This window comes from Rhodospirillum rubrum ATCC 11170, assembly GCF_000013085.1.
GTDB classification, from domain to species: domain Bacteria; phylum Pseudomonadota; class Alphaproteobacteria; order Rhodospirillales; family Rhodospirillaceae; genus Rhodospirillum; species Rhodospirillum rubrum.
The window spans coordinates 256,084-272,155 of the sequence record NC_007643.1 but is presented as its reverse complement, the minus strand read 5'-3'; the positions used below and the strand labels follow the sequence as shown (position 1 = coordinate 272,155).

14 protein-coding genes are annotated in these 16,072 nt (G+C 67.4%); 7 read left to right on the top strand and 7 right to left on the bottom strand.

The genetic code is table 11. The features are described 5' to 3' along the window. Positions 1 to 96: 96 nt before the first annotated feature. Complete coding sequence (locus RRU_RS01160) at positions 97 to 573, top strand: hypothetical protein (protein ID WP_011387973.1); 477 nt, start codon at positions 97 to 99, stop codon at positions 571 to 573. Between the two features lie 65 nt (positions 574 to 638). Here RRU_RS01160 and RRU_RS01155 read toward each other — a convergent pair whose 3' ends face one another. The 4 genes from RRU_RS01155 to RRU_RS01140 form a co-directional block, all read right to left on the bottom strand. Continuing rightward, a complete protein-coding gene (locus RRU_RS01155) occupies positions 639 to 887 on the bottom strand; it encodes a YgaP family membrane protein (protein ID WP_011387972.1) in 249 nt (82 codons plus the stop codon). 234 nt (positions 888 to 1,121) lie between these two features. Next, positions 1,122 to 2,075 carry an acetyl-CoA carboxylase carboxyltransferase subunit alpha gene (locus RRU_RS01150; RefSeq protein ID WP_014625895.1) on the bottom strand — a complete coding sequence of 318 codons (954 nt, stop codon included), beginning with the start codon at positions 2,073 to 2,075 and terminating at the stop codon, positions 1,122 to 1,124. Between the two features lie 230 nt (positions 2,076 to 2,305). Next, positions 2,306 to 3,283 carry an HpcH/HpaI aldolase/citrate lyase family protein gene (locus tag RRU_RS01145; RefSeq protein WP_011387970.1) on the bottom strand — a complete coding sequence of 326 codons (978 nt, stop codon included), beginning with the start codon at positions 3,281 to 3,283 and terminating at the stop codon, positions 2,306 to 2,308. A gap of 189 nt (positions 3,284 to 3,472) precedes the next feature. Beyond that, the gene (locus tag RRU_RS01140; protein WP_011387969.1) at positions 3,473 to 3,967 is read right to left on the bottom strand and encodes an Lrp/AsnC family transcriptional regulator; all 495 of its coding nucleotides are present in this window, start codon (positions 3,965 to 3,967) and stop codon (positions 3,473 to 3,475) included. 136 nt (positions 3,968 to 4,103) lie between these two features. On the opposite strand from RRU_RS01140, the gene RRU_RS01135 reads away from it, so the two are divergent. Continuing rightward, the gene (locus RRU_RS01135) at positions 4,104 to 5,108 is read left to right on the top strand and encodes a DMT family transporter (protein ID WP_011387968.1); all 1,005 of its coding nucleotides are present in this window, start codon (positions 4,104 to 4,106) and stop codon (positions 5,106 to 5,108) included. Between the two features lie 30 nt (positions 5,109 to 5,138). On the opposite strand, the gene RRU_RS01130 is transcribed toward RRU_RS01135, so the two are convergent. Next, complete coding sequence (locus RRU_RS01130) at positions 5,139 to 6,017, bottom strand: DUF4743 domain-containing protein (protein ID WP_011387967.1); 879 nt, start codon at positions 6,015 to 6,017, stop codon at positions 5,139 to 5,141. A gap of 447 nt (positions 6,018 to 6,464) precedes the next feature. Here RRU_RS01130 and RRU_RS01125 point away from each other — a divergent pair, with 447 nt between their 5' ends. The 5 genes from RRU_RS01125 to RRU_RS01105 all read left to right on the top strand — a co-directional run bounded on the left by RRU_RS01125 (position 6,465) and on the right by RRU_RS01105 (position 10,509). Then, positions 6,465 to 7,760 carry a hypothetical protein gene (locus RRU_RS01125; protein ID WP_014625894.1) on the top strand — a complete coding sequence of 432 codons (1,296 nt, stop codon included), beginning with the start codon at positions 6,465 to 6,467 and terminating at the stop codon, positions 7,758 to 7,760. A gap of 3 nt (positions 7,761 to 7,763) precedes the next feature. Further along, positions 7,764 to 8,150 (top strand): hypothetical protein, encoded by a 387-nt coding sequence (locus RRU_RS01120; RefSeq protein WP_011387965.1) that lies wholly within the window; start codon positions 7,764 to 7,766, stop codon positions 8,148 to 8,150. A 93-nt stretch (positions 8,151 to 8,243) separates the two neighbouring features. Then, positions 8,244 to 9,005: a protein phosphatase CheZ gene (locus RRU_RS01115; RefSeq protein ID WP_011387964.1), complete on the top strand. Its 762-nt coding sequence runs from the start codon at positions 8,244 to 8,246 to the stop codon at positions 9,003 to 9,005. 147 nt (positions 9,006 to 9,152) lie between these two features. Then, a complete protein-coding gene (rpmB, locus tag RRU_RS01110) occupies positions 9,153 to 9,452 on the top strand; it encodes a 50S ribosomal protein L28 (RefSeq protein WP_011387963.1) in 300 nt (99 codons plus the stop codon). Between the two features lie 217 nt (positions 9,453 to 9,669). Beyond that, positions 9,670 to 10,509 (top strand): DODA-type extradiol aromatic ring-opening family dioxygenase, encoded by an 840-nt coding sequence (locus tag RRU_RS01105; protein WP_011387962.1) that lies wholly within the window; start codon positions 9,670 to 9,672, stop codon positions 10,507 to 10,509. Here RRU_RS01105 and RRU_RS01100 read toward each other — a convergent pair. After that, complete coding sequence (locus RRU_RS01100; protein ID WP_011387961.1) at positions 10,493 to 14,122, bottom strand: DEAD/DEAH box helicase; 3,630 nt, start codon at positions 14,120 to 14,122, stop codon at positions 10,493 to 10,495. The genes RRU_RS01105 and RRU_RS01100 overlap by 17 nt on opposite strands. 25 nt (positions 14,123 to 14,147) lie before the next feature. Further along, the gene (locus RRU_RS01095) at positions 14,148 to 16,049 is read right to left on the bottom strand and encodes a cobaltochelatase CobT-related protein (protein WP_011387960.1); all 1,902 of its coding nucleotides are present in this window, start codon (positions 16,047 to 16,049) and stop codon (positions 14,148 to 14,150) included. Positions 16,050 to 16,072 lie beyond the last annotated feature (23 nt).

The window sequence follows — 16,072 nt, the reverse complement described above, 5'->3', positions numbered from 1 at the left end:
GTCTAGATTAAGAAGGCCAAATTTCCGCCCAAGCCTGCCGGACCGATCTATCGTAAACCGGTCGCACGAAGCGACCGGCTAAGAAAAGGCGTTTCTATGACGACCTATGAATGCTTCAAAGAAAAAGTCGAAGGTCGGAACATTCATCCCGAGACCCTTCTCGCTACGGACTATCTCAACCACTTCAACGAAGTCATCATGTTGCTTGAGATGGTACCCGACATGCCCGATATCCTTGAGGATTGCAAGGAATGGCAGCCGAAATCCTATGCCGATCATTTCCGCGACAGCGGCTTTTCCGATCGGGAGCTGGCGATCGCCGCCTATGATCACGTCCCCGAACGCTTCAAGAAGCCCTTCGAGGAGACGGTGGAGCAGATGAACACCCTGGCCCTGCTCTCGATCACCCGCACCGACGAGGCCTTCGCCGAAGGCCGGCCCGAGGTCGCCGCCGAGCGGGCCCGCGCCGGCAGCCGGGCCTTGCAAAAGATGATCGATGTCGCCAGCGCCATCATCCACGGCGGCCATGGGACCTTCGATCAGGCGCAGATCGACGACATGATGGCGCCTTAGGCAAATCCTTTGGCGATCCGGACGCAGCGGTCCGTGGACCGCTGCGCGCGGGACGCCGGTTGGGCTTAGATCGTGGGGGTGGGTTCGCCGGGCTCGTCGGGCTCACCGTGCTCGGTCGTCTTGCAGGTCGAGAAACCGAAGGGGTAATAGGCCGGGCACCACCCCCAGATCGAGGTGAACAGAGGCAGCACGCCGATGTAGCCCCACGATCCGATGGTCTCCGACACCGCCAGAGCCAGCAACAAGATGCCGAGGGTCGCCCGCAGACCCCGATCGATCGTACCCATATTCTTGGTCAGCTTTTTCTTGGCCATTTTCTCACCTTTCGTCAGACAAGGGGCTCGTTACATCCAGAAACGGCGGCGCCGGTGTCCCCAAAGGGATTAAGGCGGACATCCGCCGGAAGCGGCGATGAACACCGGGGGGATCGGACCGTTCTATCCGATATAACGGCCGATTTCCCTGACGTGTTCACGGCCATCCCCGGCTTTTTTTCACGGGGGGATCGATTCTGTCGCCAAAAGGGAGCGGGACGCGCAAAAAGGCCCTTAGGCGAGTTCGAGACGGCCCATCTGCAGGAATTTATCGCGGCGCCGAGCGCGCAGCACCCCGCCATCCTGGGGCATCAACTGCTCGAGATGGCGGTTGAAGGCCTCGCCCACCCGCTCGAAGGTCATGGCGCGATCGCGATGGGCGCCGCCCAAAGGCTCGGGGATGGCCTCGTCGATGACCTTGAACTCAAGCAGATCCTGGGCGGTCAGCCGCAGGGCCTCGGCGGCCTGCTGGGTCATCTCGCCGCTGCGCCACAGAATCGAGGCGCAGCCCTCCGGCGAAATCACCGAATAGATGGCGTGTTCAAGCATCAAGACGACGTTGCCGGTGGCGATGGCGATGGCCCCGCCCGAGCCGCCCTCGCCGATCACGCAGGAAATCAAGGGCACGCGCAGATCAAGGCCGCGTTCGATGGTGCGGGCGATGGCCTCGGCCTGACCGCGCTCCTCGGCGCCGACGCCCGGATAGGCCCCGGCGGTATCGATCAGGGTCAGCACCGGCAAATGGAAGCGCTCGGCCAGAGTCATCAGGCGCTGGGCCTTGCGATAGCCCTCGGGCCGGGCCATGCCGAAGTTATGGCGCAGGCGGGTTTCCGTATCGCTGCCCTTTTCCTGGCCGATGACGACCACCGGGTGACCGCGAAAGCGCGCCAGCCCGCCGATCACCGCGTGATCCTCGCCATACAGGCGATCGCCGGCCAAGGGCGTGAAATCGGTGAACAGCGCCTTGACGTAATCCAGGCAATGGGGCCGATCGGGATGGCGGGCGACCAGCGCCTTTTGCCAGGGGGTAAGCTTGGCATAGACGGCGCGCAGCTGCTTATCCACCTTCTGCTGCAGGCGCCCCACCTCCTCGGCGATGTTTATGCCATCGGCATCGGAGAGGTGGCGAAGTTCCTCGATCTTGCCTTCCAATTCAGCGATCGGCTTCTCGAAGTCCAGAAAATGCATGGCTGTCCACATTCGGTCAGAGCTGGCGGTCAGAGCGGGCGGTCAAAGCTGGCGGTTAGAGCCGACGGTCAAAGCCGACGCTCGAAGCAAAGACCGCAAAGCTCGCCAAAACAAGCGCCTTCCCTAGCACAAGGCCGGGCCGGAGCCAAACAGGGATATCATTTCCGGATGGTTGGACACGCGCCAAGGGTGGATCGCCGCCTTTTTGGCGATCCACCCCGGGGGGCCTTTTAGCCGGCGCGGACCTGACGGGCCTTGTCGACCATCACCTGGGCCTGCTTGATCGAGGCGATATCGATCAGCCGGCCGTTGAGAGTAACCGCCCCCTTGCCCTCTTTGCCCGCCTGTTCCATGGCGTCAAGAATGGCCTGGGCATGGGCGACCTCCTTGTCCGAGGGGCTGAACACCTCGTTGGCCAACGTCACCTGACTGGGATGGATCGCCCATTTGCCCTCGCAGCCCAGCACGGCGGCGCGCAAGGCCTGGGCGCGATAGCCGTCGTGATCGCCGATATCGCCAAAGGGGCCGTCAACCGGGCGCAGGCCGTGGGCGCGGGCGGCGACCACCATGCGGGCGATGGCGTAATGCCACATGTCCCCCCAATGATAGGCCCGCTGGCCATCGTCAAGCGGATCGGTCAGCACGCCGTAATCGGCGTTGGGGCCGCCGATCGCCGTCGTCCGCGCCTTGGTCGAGGCGGCGTAATCGGCCACGCCGAAATGCAACGACTCGTTGCGCGGGCTGGCCCCGGCGATCTCGTGGATATTGCGCATGCCCAAGGCGGTTTCGATGATCAGCTCGAAGCCGATGCGCTTGTCGACCTTGGTCGCCGTTTCGATCTGGGTGACCAGCATATCAAGGGCATAGACGTCGGCCGCCGTGCCGGCCTTGGGGATCATGATCAGATCAAGCTTGCCCGGCGCCTGTTCCAGCACGTCGATGACATCGCGGTACATGTAATGGGTATCAAGGCCGTTGATGCGCAGCGACACGGTCTTGCCCGACCAGTCCAGGTCATTGAGCGCGGCGATGATGTTCTTGCGCGCCTGTTCCTTTTCCGAGGGCGCCACCGCGTCCTCCAGATCGAGGAACACCACGTCGGCATCGCCCTTGGCGGCCTTTTCCAGGAATTTGGTGTTGGAGCCCGGCACGGCCTGTTCCGAACGGTTGAGACGGGCCGGCGCCTGATCGACAAGAGTGAAGCTCATGGGGATTCCCTGTTCCTGGTGATTGGAGCGCCAACGGCGGCGTCGGCGCCAGACGGCCGGTTGGCGGGCGCGTCCGTTGGCAAGAATGGGTTGCGGACCGGTCGCGATCAAGCCACCGCGAACGGACCGGTCGGACTTGGCGCGGGCCGGCGCAATTTTCTTGCCGCGCCGCAACACAAAACCCGCCCCCTACGGGCTGCGCTTCAGATGGGCGGTGGGCAGGGCGGTGGTGTATTTCACCTGACTCAGCGCGAAACTCGAGCGGATGCTGGCGACGCCGGGGATGCGGGTGAGGAAATCGATCATCAGTGACTGGTATTCGATCAGATCCTCGACGACGACGCGCAGCAGGTAATCGGACTCGCCGCTCATCAGATAGCATTCCATGACCTCGGGGCGCTGGCGCACCGCGGCGTCGAAGACATCGAGCGACCGCCGGTCCTGGCGCTCGAGCGAGACGTGGACGAAGACATTCACCGCCAGCCCCAGGGCCAAAGGATCGACGATCGCCACGCAGCGGGTGATGACGCCACGGGCCTTGAGCTCGTTGATCCGCCGCCAGCAGGGCGAGGTCGAAAGCCCGGCCAGGTCGGCCAATTCGGCGACGCTGACCTCGCTGTTGGTCTGAAGCGCTTCAAGCAGGCGGATGCTGGCCCGATCAAGCGGCGCGGTACGGCTGGGCATGATTTTTCTCGGTAAGGGATCCAGGCGGCAAATTTCTCTGATAATCGGCGCAAAGATGCCAAGATCAAACGGATTTTCCAGGCTGTCCGGTTAATCCTTTCCGGGTACGCCCTTCTCGCCCTGGAAAGCCGCCGCCATGTCCCAGCCAAGCGCCCTCCCCGCCGCCGATTCGTTGGCCGCCCTTCATCCCGGGTTCAAATCCTCGGCCCTGGTCTGGCTGGGGGTGATGGTGGCGCTTTGGGGCTTTAGCTGGCCGGTGATGAAGATCTGCGTCGGCCTCGCCCCGCCGCTGTGGTTGGCGGCGATCCGCTTCACCAGCAGCGGACTGTGCCTCTTCGCCTTCCTGGCCTGCCGCGGGGAACTGCGCTTGCCGCCGCGCGCCGACTGGCCGATCGTCGCCAGCGTCGGCGGCTTGCAGATGATGGCCTTCACCGGCCTGGGGTTGGTGGCCATGCAGTATACCGACGCCGGGCGGGCCGCCCTTCTCGCCTATACCACGCCGTTATGGGCGGTGGTGACCGCCTGGATCGCCTTTGGTCAGCGCCCCACCGCCGCCCAGGGGGTGGCGCTGTGCGTCGGCTTGTCGGGGGTGGCGGTCATCTGCTCGCCCGCCGATATGGACTGGGGCGACAGCACGGTGCTGCTGGGCAACGCCTTGCTGCTGCTGTCGGCGATGTGCTGGTCGTTCGTGATCTTGCATGTGCGGCGCCATCGCTTCACCGCCCGGCCGATCGATCTCGCCCCCTGGCAGATGCTGCTGGCCGCTCTGCCGTTGATCGTCATCGCCGCCAGCGTCGACGGCTCGCCCCTGACCATCGCCTGGACACCCGAACTGATCGGCTTCCTGATCTACTTCGGCCCGATCGCCACCTCGGCCTGCTTCGTCATCTCCTCGGAATACGGCCGGCGGGTCAGCGCCTTCGCCATGTCCAACATCACCCTGGGCGTCCCGGTGATCGGCATGCTGTCGTCGATCTTTTTGCTGGGCGAGCGCGTCACCGTGCCGCTGATCATCGGCTTGACGCTGATCGTCTCGGGGGTGGCCCTGGCCGCCCTGGCGGTCAACCGCAAGGCGGCGGCCGGGCGCGCCGATACCGCCTTGCGCTCGCAGGCCGGCAAGGCCAATTGGCCGACGGCCTGAGGCGGGCCGCCATTTGGGGAGCAGGCTTCCTCAGGCCGGCGAGGCGGCGCGTTCGCGCGGACGACCGCGCAGACCGGCCAGGATTTCCTGATAATCGGGTTCGTTGTCGGGATCGATCAGGCCATGGCGAATGGCGAAATCGATCACCGTCAGATTGACGTTGAACTTGAAGGCCTCGGTGGTGCGCACCGCCTCCACCACCTTGGCCGCCGGCCACAGCATGAAGTCGGCCATCTCGCCATCGGTGTTATGGGGGCGGAAATCCTCGGGCAGGGCCAGATCATAGAGGAACAAGGTGTCGGGCTTGATGCCCGCCGGGCTTTCCATGCAATAGGTGATCGCCCCCACCGGAATCGCCTGACGGGCCAGGGCCTCGGGCAGATCGGCCTCTTCGGCGCATTCCTTGATCAGGTTCTGGCGCAAGCTGAGATCGGCGGGCTGACCGCCGGCCACCATATTGTCGAGCTTGCCGGGCGCCACCGATTTATCCGGGCTGCGCCGGCCGATCCAGAGATGCAGATCGGCGCCGGCGCCGACGTAGCCGTTGAGATGGACGCCATAGGCGCGCACGCCAAAGGTCGGCACCACCGCCCGGTCGAGCAGCATCAAGGTGGGTTCGCCCCAGCTTTGGTTCACCCGGTAAAGCTCGCCGCGCGGCGCCGGAACCACGCCCTCGTCGGCCAGCCGGTCGACAACATCGGCCACCGCCCGCGTCCGGCTTTGCGGCGTGCGCAACGAGGCCGAGAGCAAAACGGCGTCGCGGGTGACGTCGAAGACGCGCCCATGCGCCTTCAAACGCTGGGCCAGGGCCTTGCGCACCCAACCAACCCGTCGGCCTTCGATGACGAAGCGCACGAAATTGGACAGATCGTGGGTATTGCAATCCTGTACGTGCTTGAGAAAGCTCAAGGGGGCAGCTCCACAAAGGGTTCACCAGGCCACCAAGCCGCGGTCGGAGCATCGTCGGGCCTGTCGACGACTCCCCTGGAACGCCCCCGTCCACCGACCACCGTGCATTTTGCGGCGCGGGCCGCCCAAAAGCAACGCCCGGCACGCCCGATCGTTCTCCGTTCCCTCAGCCCTTGTCGTTTCCAGGACGGATGCCGCCCCGGCCCGCACCGTCCGCCGGTCCCATCGCCTTACCGCCGGGGGCGGCGTTTTGACCGGGGATCGCCGACTCGGCGCTATCCCGGGTTTTACAGGCGCCCTCCCATCGTGCCATACTCTTGGCTAGGCAATTAATCCCAGAATGCGGACATCCCGCTCCGCAGGCCTCGGGGATAGCGCTTCCAGGGGACATCCCTTGTCCCCATGGACTGCCGCGTCCCTTGCGCCCCAACCGCGAGAGAAGCCACCTTGACCGGTCCTTTTGTTCCCTTCGCCGTCGCCGCTTTGCTTTCTCTGAGCTGGATCGCCGCCTTTGTCGCCCTGGTTCTTCCCGGGGCCGAAGAAGCGGGTCTGGCGGCGATGGCCCCCGTCGACATCGCCTCGATGATGGCGGCGGCGATCGTGCCGGTGGGAATTTTGTGGCTGTGCGCGGCGGCGGGATCGGCCTTGGCCGTGATTCGCGCCGACCGCCGGGCCGCGCCCGCCGGCGCCCAGGCCCGACGGACCGAAGACATCGACACCATCGCCCGCACCTTGGTTCTGCTTGAGGAACAGGCGCGGCGCCGGGCCTTTCTCGAAGGCCTGGATCTGACGCTGAAGGACATGTCGAGCCATCTGGCCCTGCTGATGCGCCGCCTGGGCATGATCGAGCGCGAAGAGGTTGAAACGCTGTGGGCGCTTTATGCGGCGGGCAACCCCTGGGCCTTCCCCGAGATGCTGCTGATCCGCATGGGCAGTCCGGGACCGGCGGTGGTCCGCGCCCTGGCCGAGCGTTTGGCCAACGATAGCCCCTCGGCCGCCGCCCTGCAGCGCTTCTTGCGACGCCACGCCATGGTTTGCCGGCTCTCCCAGGATCAGGGCGAGGACAAACTGCTTGGCGAGATCCTGACCGACGGTCCGCTGGGTCAGGTCGCCGGCTTGCTCGACTCGGTCAACCAGCGCCTGCCCGGCCAGACGCCGGCCGCCGAGATCGCCCCTGGCAGGGCCGCCGATCCGGCCGAGGCGCCGTCGCGCCCGGCGGTTCCGCCGCCGTTCACCGGCCCCTCGACCCAGAGCGCGCCGGCGCCGTCCCCGGTCCCGACTCAGGCCGCGCCCCGGCCCGCCGCCCCAGCGGCGCCCCAACCCGCGCCGCCGCCCCCCGCCAGCCGGGCAACGGCCGAGACGCTGGCCGCCGCGCCCGCGCCCCTCGCGCCGGCACCGACCGAACCCCTTGAGGCGACGGCGGACGACCCGGCCGGTGAAACCGCCCCTGCCGACCCCGCCGCCAAGGACGCGGCGAAGGACGACGGCAAGCCGGCCGATGCTCCGACCGACCCGCCCCGCCCCCTCGCCCCCCATCCGCCCTATCCGCGAATCACCCGCGACGAGATGGAAAGCATCCAGGAACGGGTGGCGCGCTCGTTGTCGCGCACCGTTCTGACGGAACGCGGCGTCACCGAGGAGGCGGAACCCGCGCCCCGCCGCGTGGTCGGCGATCAGGTCGACCGTCCGCAACGCCCGGCCCGCCCGCGCGAGCGGGCCGCCGTGCCGCCAAACGAGGGCTAAACGATGGGCTGGATCGATGCGCTATGGAATCGCCTGCTTGGCGATCCCAAGGCCGCCGCGAAGCCGCCCCCCACCCGGGGGGGGGTGAAGAAAACCGGTCGGCCGCCCGCCGCGACCAAGGGAAAACCCGCGCCCGGAAAGGCCGGAACCAAAGCCGCCGCCGCACCGGTCGCCGAAGCGGGATCGGCGCGCGAAAAAGCCCTGGCCCAGGTACGGGCCGCCCAAGGCGATCTGATGACGCCCGAGCGGGCCGAACTGATCCGCAAGGCCATGCAGGTCCATGGCGCCAAACAGAAAATTCTTGCCAACCTGTCGGATGAACAGCGCCAACGTCTGGTGATGACGGCGATGCGCACGCTGCTCAACGAAGGCCGCGACAAGGACTCCTAAGCGGCTTCCCCGCGTCGCCGCCCCTTAATGGTACCGAAAGGAAACGGGTGGTAAACGAATGCTCCGTCTCGTTTACCCGCCCGTTGGACAAGAATGCCCGACCCCTCTGATCTGCTCATTCTCCGCCGCGAAGTCATGGGCCTTTTCGAGCACATCCAAAAGATGCGGCGCGAGATCGCGTCGATTCATCGCCCCGGCGCCACCAACGACCGTTTCAGCGCCATGTCCGATGAACTCGACGCCATCGTCGAGTCGACGGAAACGGCGACGAACACCATCATGGAAGCCGCCGAGACCCTGGATATGATCACCTCGGGTTTGGCCTCGACCGTGGCCGACGAGGAGGCCGCGCGCAAACTGGGGCAGGTTCCCGATCTTGTCGGCCAGATTTTCGAAGCCTGCTCGTTCCAAGACATCACCGGCCAGCGCATCACCAAGGTGGTGAATTCCCTGCAGTTCATCGAGTCGCAGGTTCACAAGCTGATCACCATGTGGGGCCCCGAGCAGATCGCCGAGGAAAACGTCGACGACACCCCCGCCATGCCCGCGACCGCGCCGACGACCAAGGACGATTACGACAGCTTCCTCCACGGACCGGCGCTCAACGGCCAGGGGGCGACCCAGGCCGAGATCGACGCCATGCTCGCCGGCACCCCGGCCCCCGCCACCGCGTCCCCACCGCCGTCACAACCGCCGTCAGCCCCTCCGCCCCCGCCCGCTTCAGAGCCCGCTCCGCCGCCACCGCCGGCCAAAGGCGTGGCCAAAAGCCGCCCCGCCCCGCCGCCGCCCGCGCCCAAACCGCTGACCCCCATCGTCCCCTTGGGTCAGGCCGATATCGACAAGCTGTTCGATTAGCCCGGCGATCCGCCACGACCCGGGCGCCCTGTTTGCCGCGCCTTGCGCCAAAAGGGGCGATTTTACTTGACGAAGACGGGGGGCTTGGGTAGAACCCGCCTCTCTTTCGAGCCACGAGAACCGCATTTTTTTAAAGAGGACCGACACATGTCCCGTCGTTGCGCCGTAACCGGCAAGGGCGTGCAGACTGGCAACAATGTCAGCCACTCCAATATCAAATCGCGTCGCCGCTTCCTGCCGAACCTGCAGGTCAACTCGCTGATGAGCGACCTGCTGCGTGAGCCGGTGCGGATGCGCCTGTCGGCCCATGGCCTGCGCACGGTCGAGCATCGGGGCGGCATCGACGCTTTCTTGCTGTCCACGCCGTCGGTCGAGCTGACCGTCGAGCTGCGCAAGGTCAAGCGTCGCATGGTCAAGATCCGCGACGCCGCCGCTGCCGCCGCCTAAGCTTCGGCACGGTATTCCGCTTTCCACGGCCCGCCGGTCTTGATCGGCGGGCCGTTGGCGTTCTGGGCTTTGCGCGCGATTGATCGGGCCGATTGATCGCGGGTCATGACCGGCTTGTTTCCATAAGCCGCGCTACCGGGCTCGGCGGCCGCGCGCCATCTTGAGATCACGGTCCCCGACAAAAGGGGGGCTTGGGTAGCATGATGGAGCTTTCACGATGTCGCGATCCGGCCTTCCCGCCAGCCTGTTCCTGTCCCACGGGTCCCCGGCCCTGCTGCTTGGCCCGGAGGCGCCGGCCTATGGCTTTCTTGATGGCCTGGGGCCGCTGCTTGCCGGGGCCAAGGCGCTGATCATCGCCAGCGCCCATTGGCAGACCGGCGTGCCGCGCGTCGGTTCCAGCGCCTTGCCGCAAACCATCCATGATTTCTCGGGCTTCCCCGCGCCGCTTTACGCGATCACCCATCCCGCGCCGGGCGCCCCCGAGGTCGCCCTACGGACTGTGGCCTTGCTGCAAGCCGCCGGCTTCGCCGCCGAAGCCGATGCCAAGCGCGGCCTGGACCACGGCGCCTGGGCGCCCTTGCGACTGATCGATCCCCAGGCGCGGCTGCCCGTCGTTCAGGTCTCGTTGGTGCGCGGCGGCGGGCCGGCGGTCCATCTGGCCCTCGGCCGGGCCCTGGCGCCCTTGATCGACGACGGCGCGGTGGTGATCGGCTCGGGCACCCTGACCCATAACCTCGGGCGCTACCAGGGACAGGCGGCCAACGCCCCGGCGGCGAACGATGTCGCGCCCTTCGCCCAGTGGATGGCCGGGAAAATCGCCGCCCAGGATCTGGACGCCCTTCTCGCCTATCGCCGGGCGGCGCCGGGCGCCGTGGACCATCACCCGACCGAAGAGCACCTGATGCCGCTGTATGTGGCCCTGGGCGCGGCTGGCGACGGCGCCATCGGCCAACGCCTGCACGACAGCGTCGCCCATGGCGTGCTGGCGATGGACGCCTACCGCTTCGACAGGGAGACCGCCCAAGCCAACAGGGCCAAGGTCAGCCCAGCGGCCTGAGGATTTCCTCGATCACCTCTTCGGAGAGCAGCGAGGAGGGCCCGGCCTCGCCGTCGAACAGCCCGTCGAGCAGGCCGCGCTTGCGGTCTTGCAGGGCGAGGATGCGTTCCTCGACGGTGCCGGCGGCCACCAGCTTGTGAACGAAGACCGGCTTATCCTGACCGATGCGGTGGGCGCGGTCGGTGGCCTGGGCCTCGACCGCCGGATTCCACCAGGGATCATAGTGAATGACCGTATCGGCGGCGGTCAGGGTCAGGCCGGTGCCGCCGGCCTTGAGGCTGATCAGGAAGACCGGCACCGCGCCCGACTGGAAGCGGGTGACCGGGGTATCGCGGTCGCGGGTTTCGCCGGTCAGCGACACCCAGGGGATCGAGGCGGCGGCCAGCCGCTCCTCGACCAGGGCCAACATCGACGGGAAAGCCGAGAACACCAGGGTACGGCGGCCCTCGTCGACAAGGTCGCGCAGCATTTCCTCGAGTCGGTCGAGCTTGGCCGAGGGCGGCGGTTTGCGCGGCCCGCCCTTGACCAGCCGCGGATCGCAGCACACCTGACGCAGCCGGGTCAGGGCGGCCAGAATGTGAATGCGCCCGCGCGCCAAGCCCTTTTCGGCCAGCACCTCGCGAATCGCCTTATGGGCGGCCAGACGGACGGCCTCGTAAAGGTCGCGCTGCCCGCCTTCCAGTTCGACCATATCGATCATCTCGGTCTTGGCCGGCAGATCGGTGGCCACCTCGTCCTTGGTCCGGCGCAGGATGAACGGCCGCACCCGCACCGCCAGGGCGCGGCGGCGCGGGCCGTCGCCGCGCTTTTCGATCGGGCCGCGGAAGACCCGGCGGAAGGTGGCGCCGTCGCCCAGCAGCCCGGGCATCAGCAGATCCATCAGCGCCCACAGGTCGCCCAGGTGGTTTTCCAGCGGCGTGCCGGTCAGGAACAGCCGGTGACGGGCCTTGAGCGCGGCCACCGCCTTGTATTGAACGGTCTGCGGATTGCGGATGGTCTGGGCCTCGTCCAGCACCAGCATGTGCCAGGGCTGGGCCTTCAGCACCTCGAGATCGTGGCGGACCAGGGCATAGGAGGTGACGACCACATCCTGGTCGGCCATCTGGGAAAAGCCCGCCGCCCGCTCGGGGCCATGCAGAACCACCAGCCGCAGGCCGGGGGCGAATTGCGCCGCCTCGCGCCGCCAGGCGCCAAGCACGCTGGTCGGGGCGACGATCAGCACCGGATCGTTCAGCCGCCCCGATTCCTTTTCGACCAGGATATGGGCCAGGGTCTGCAGCGTCTTGCCCAGCCCCATATCATCGGCCAGGATGCCGCCCAGGTTATTGGCCCGCAGGAATTGCAGCCAGTCCAGCCCCTCATTCTGATAGGCCCGCAGCGACCCGACCAGCCCCTTGGGCGGCGCCACCGCCTCGCGCAGGCCGACGACGGCCAGCCGGCGGGCGATATCGCGCGCCCCTTCGGCCCCCTCCCAGACGACGCCCAGCGGCTTGCCGGCCTCTTCGAGCAGGGCCAGCGGCCCAAGATCGCGCCCGCTCAGCCGCACCCCCGGACCGGCGCGCTCGTCGGGCACGGCCACAGCATGAAGGGCATGGAAGATCGGCCGCAGGCGGCGCACGGCGACGGGCAGCACCCGGCCATCGCCCAGCGGCAGGTACAAAAGCTCGTCCTCTTCGCGCTCGACCAGATCCTCGCCCTCGCCAAGCAGGGTCAGCAGCGCCGGCAGCAGATCGACCCGCTCGCCGTCGATGGTTACCCCCAGCCCGACCGACAGCCAGCCGCCGACCGTGCCTTCCAGCCCGCCAACGGCATTCAGACCACCCCACCAATCCTGGCTGTCGGCGACGACCGGGCGCACGGGAAAATCGGGATCGATCTCGATCCGCCAGCCGGCCTCTTCCAGGTCGGGCACGCCGTCGCGCAGGAAATCGACGGCGCGTTCGCGTTCCTCGCCACGCGGCAGAAAGGGCGGGGCGATCAGCCGATCGGCGCTGATGCCGCCTTCGACCCGCACCCGGCCCAAGGCCTCGGCGACGCGCAGCGGGCCGATGCGATCAAGCTGGCGTAGCGCCGTGCCTTCGGCGGCGAAATCCCGCTCGATGCGCATCAGGCTGGCGCCAACCATGCGCAAAGGCGCCGGTTCGCTGGAATCGGCGGGCAGGATCACGCTGTCATAGGCGAAACACGGCCGCGCCACCAAGGCCTGGGTGGTCTCGCCGGGCATCTCGGCGCCGCGCATCCGCGGCACGGCGCGCAGGGCGAGCAGGCGGAGGATCGGCTGGGGGGCGACGGACAGCGGCTGGGCATCGATCGGCGCGGGCAGCACCGGAACCGCCGCCGGCAACAGGGCGCCCAGGCGGCTGCGCACCGCGTCGACCGAGGTCGGCGGGATCGGCGGCGCGCTGAGCAAACGCGCGGCAAGGCGCGGATCCAGGCCGAGATCAAGCGGTCCGGTCTCGCCGGACCGGGGATCGACATAGGCCGGCGGCTCGATCGGCAGGGCGCGCAGATCCCAGGCCTCCGCCTCCGGGCTTTGCCCGCTTTCCCCATCCTCGGGGGCGGGGGAAGCGTCGTCCGGATCGGTCCGTGTCGGGGCCTCGACAGCCTCGCCGTCGAGAGCCCCGATCTCGGGGATAGCAGGCTGGGCGATATAGGGTTGGCCGATATCGGGCTGGGCAGTCTCGGGATCAGCGGCCTCGGGCGCCATCGCCTCGGGCTCGATCGCCGGTCTCTGCCAGCCCTCGCCATCCGAACGCCAGACCAGCTTGGCCCGGCGCGCCGCGCCCGGATAAAGCGTCGGACCATCGGGGCCGCCCCACCGGCAGCGGCCGCTGGCCACCATCGCCGCGAACAACTCGCTGCCGCTGATCTGGGGCAACAGCAGGGCGTTGCCGCCCCCGGGGGCGCGCAAGGCCGCCAGACGCGGCACCAGGGCCAAATCGCTGGGCCGCAGATAGGCCGGGCGGGCCGGCGAGCGCACCAGGGCGTCGGCCGACAGGATGCGGCGCTCAACGCTCGACATCTGGCCGTCCTTGAGCACGGCGATCGACCACAAGGTCACTTCGATCTCGGCGCTGACCCGCCCCCCGCCCCGGCTCTCGCTCCGGCCCTCGCCATTTTGCGGAACGCCGCCTTCCCCCTGGGGGCCGACCACATAGATCAAGCGGTGGCGGATCGCCGGCGGATAGGCCTCCGGATCGCCGACCTCCTCGAAGCCGGCGACGGCGGCGATCCATTCGGCGAGAGCGGGATCAAGGGTCGGTTCGCTGACCGCCGCCTGGGCCGGCCGCGCCCCGAAGGACCCATCCCAAGCCGGAACCACCGGTTCGGCCTCGCGGGCCAGGGTTAATAAAACGGCGGCGACATGCTTGCAGGCGAAGCCGACCGGGCAGGAGCAATAGCCAACGATCGACAGACCGCCCAGGCCGTTCTCAAGCGTAATCGTTTGCACATAGCGCCGCCCGGCCGAGCCGGCGACCTGACCGGAAATCTCGTCGTCGGCCACCCATTCGGCTTTAAGCACCCGCCCGTCTTTCAGGTACTCCTCGCCGCGCTGAAAATCCTTCGGCGCCAGCCGGGCCCGAATGAGATCGGCCGTCAGAAAACCCGGCATTGTCCGTCTCCGCGAAAAAAAAGGGTCAAAGGGCCAGCCGGTCGGCCTTGCGCCAACGGCGGTTCGGCGCGGAGGGCTCTTCGAACAATTCGAGAAGCTGGCGCATCATGGTGCCGCCCAGGTCCTCGGGATCATTGATGGTGACCGCCCGCTGATAATAGCGGGTGACATCGTGACCGATGCCGATGGCGACCAATTGGGCCGGCGAGCGATCCTGGATCAGGGCGATGACCTCGCGCAGATGCTTTTCCAGGTAATTGCCCGTATTGGCCGAAAGCGTGCTGTCGTCGACCGGGGCGCCATCGGAGATCACCATCAGGATACGCCGGGCTTCCGGCCGGCCGACCAACCGGCTATGGGCCCACAGCAAGGCCTCGCCATCGATATTTTCCTTGAGGATGCCTTCCTTGAGCATCAATCCCAAGGCCCGGCGGGCCCGCCGCCAGGGCACATCGGCTTCCTTATAGATGATATGGCGCAGATCGTTCAGCCGTCCGGGAAGCGGTGGCTTGCCCGCCGCCACCCAGTCCTCGCGGGCCTTGCCGCCCTTCCAGGCGCTGGTGGTGAAGCCCAGGATCTCGACCTTGACCCCGCAGCGCTCCAGGGTGCGCGCCAGGATATCGGCGCTGACGGCGGCCACCGAAATCGGCCTGCCGCGCATCGAGCCGGAGTTATCGATCAACAGGCTGACCACCGTATCGCGGAACTCCATCTCCTTTTCCTGCTTGTAGGACAAGGTATAGGTGGGGTTGGCGACCATGCGGGCCAGCCGGCTGACATCAAGCAAGCCTTCTTCCAGGTCGAATTCCCAGCTACGGGTCTGCTGGGCCATCAGTCGGCGCTGCAAGCGGTTGGCGATGCGCGTCACCACGCCTTGAAGCGGCGAAAGCTGCATATCAAGCTGGGCGCGCAGGCGGGTCAGTTCTTCGGGATCGCACAGATCCAGGGCGCCAACCACCTGATCATGGGTGCGGCTGAACACCTTGTAGCGGTCGACGTCGTCGTCCTCGTCGACCGAATTGCGCCGGCGCGACGGATCGCCCTCGCCAGCCGGATCCTCGCCGCCCTCGCCGGGCAGGGTCGCCTGCTGGGCGGAGCCCTCTTCCTCGCCCTCGCCGCTTTCCCCCTCGCCCGGCGCCATCTGCATGTCGCTTTCCGGACCGGGGCTTGAAATCCCCTCGGGCGGGCTGTCCTCGGCCCCTTCGCCAGCTTCGGGCTCGCTCTCGCCGCTGCGGGTTTCGTCATCGGAGCGGTCGGCCTGGGTCGGATCGAAATCCTCCAGGCCCATTTCATCGAGCAATTCGCGGGTCGAGCGGGCGAAGCGCTTCTGATCGCCCACTTCGGCGATCATCCGCTCCAGCGCCGCCTGGGCGGACTCGGGCAGCACCTGACGGGCCAGATCGAGCACATGACGGGTCACCGGCCCGGGCGCGACCTTGCCAAAGCGTTCCAGAGCCAACAGGCGCACCGCCTCGCCCAAGGGGATCTGACCGGGATCGGTGGCCTTGTCATAGCCTTCGCCGGCCAGCCGTTCTTCGACCGCCCCAGCGATATTGGCCGCCACCCCGGCCATCCGCCCCGCCCCCAGGGTTTCATAGCGCGCCTGTTCCAGGGCGGAAAACACCTCGCGGGCTTCGATCCCGGTCGGTTCCAGCCCGGCCTGGATGGTGATGTCGTGGTGGCGCAGTTTCAGGGCCAGACTGTCGGCGGTGCCGCGCAGCCGGGTGATCTGTCCGGGATCGAGCTTGCGCGGCGGCAGGGGCAGACGGGCCTGCCCGCCGATCAGCGCCGCCCCGCCCGGGGTATAAGACACCACCAGCCCCGGCCGCCCGGCCACGGCGCGCAGCGTCGCCGAGGTGACGTTTTTCAAGGCTTCCTGCGGCTCGTTCGCCCGGCCGCCGGCACCGGGCACCGGAATACGCGTCATCGCTTCGATCCGTCCCTGACCTG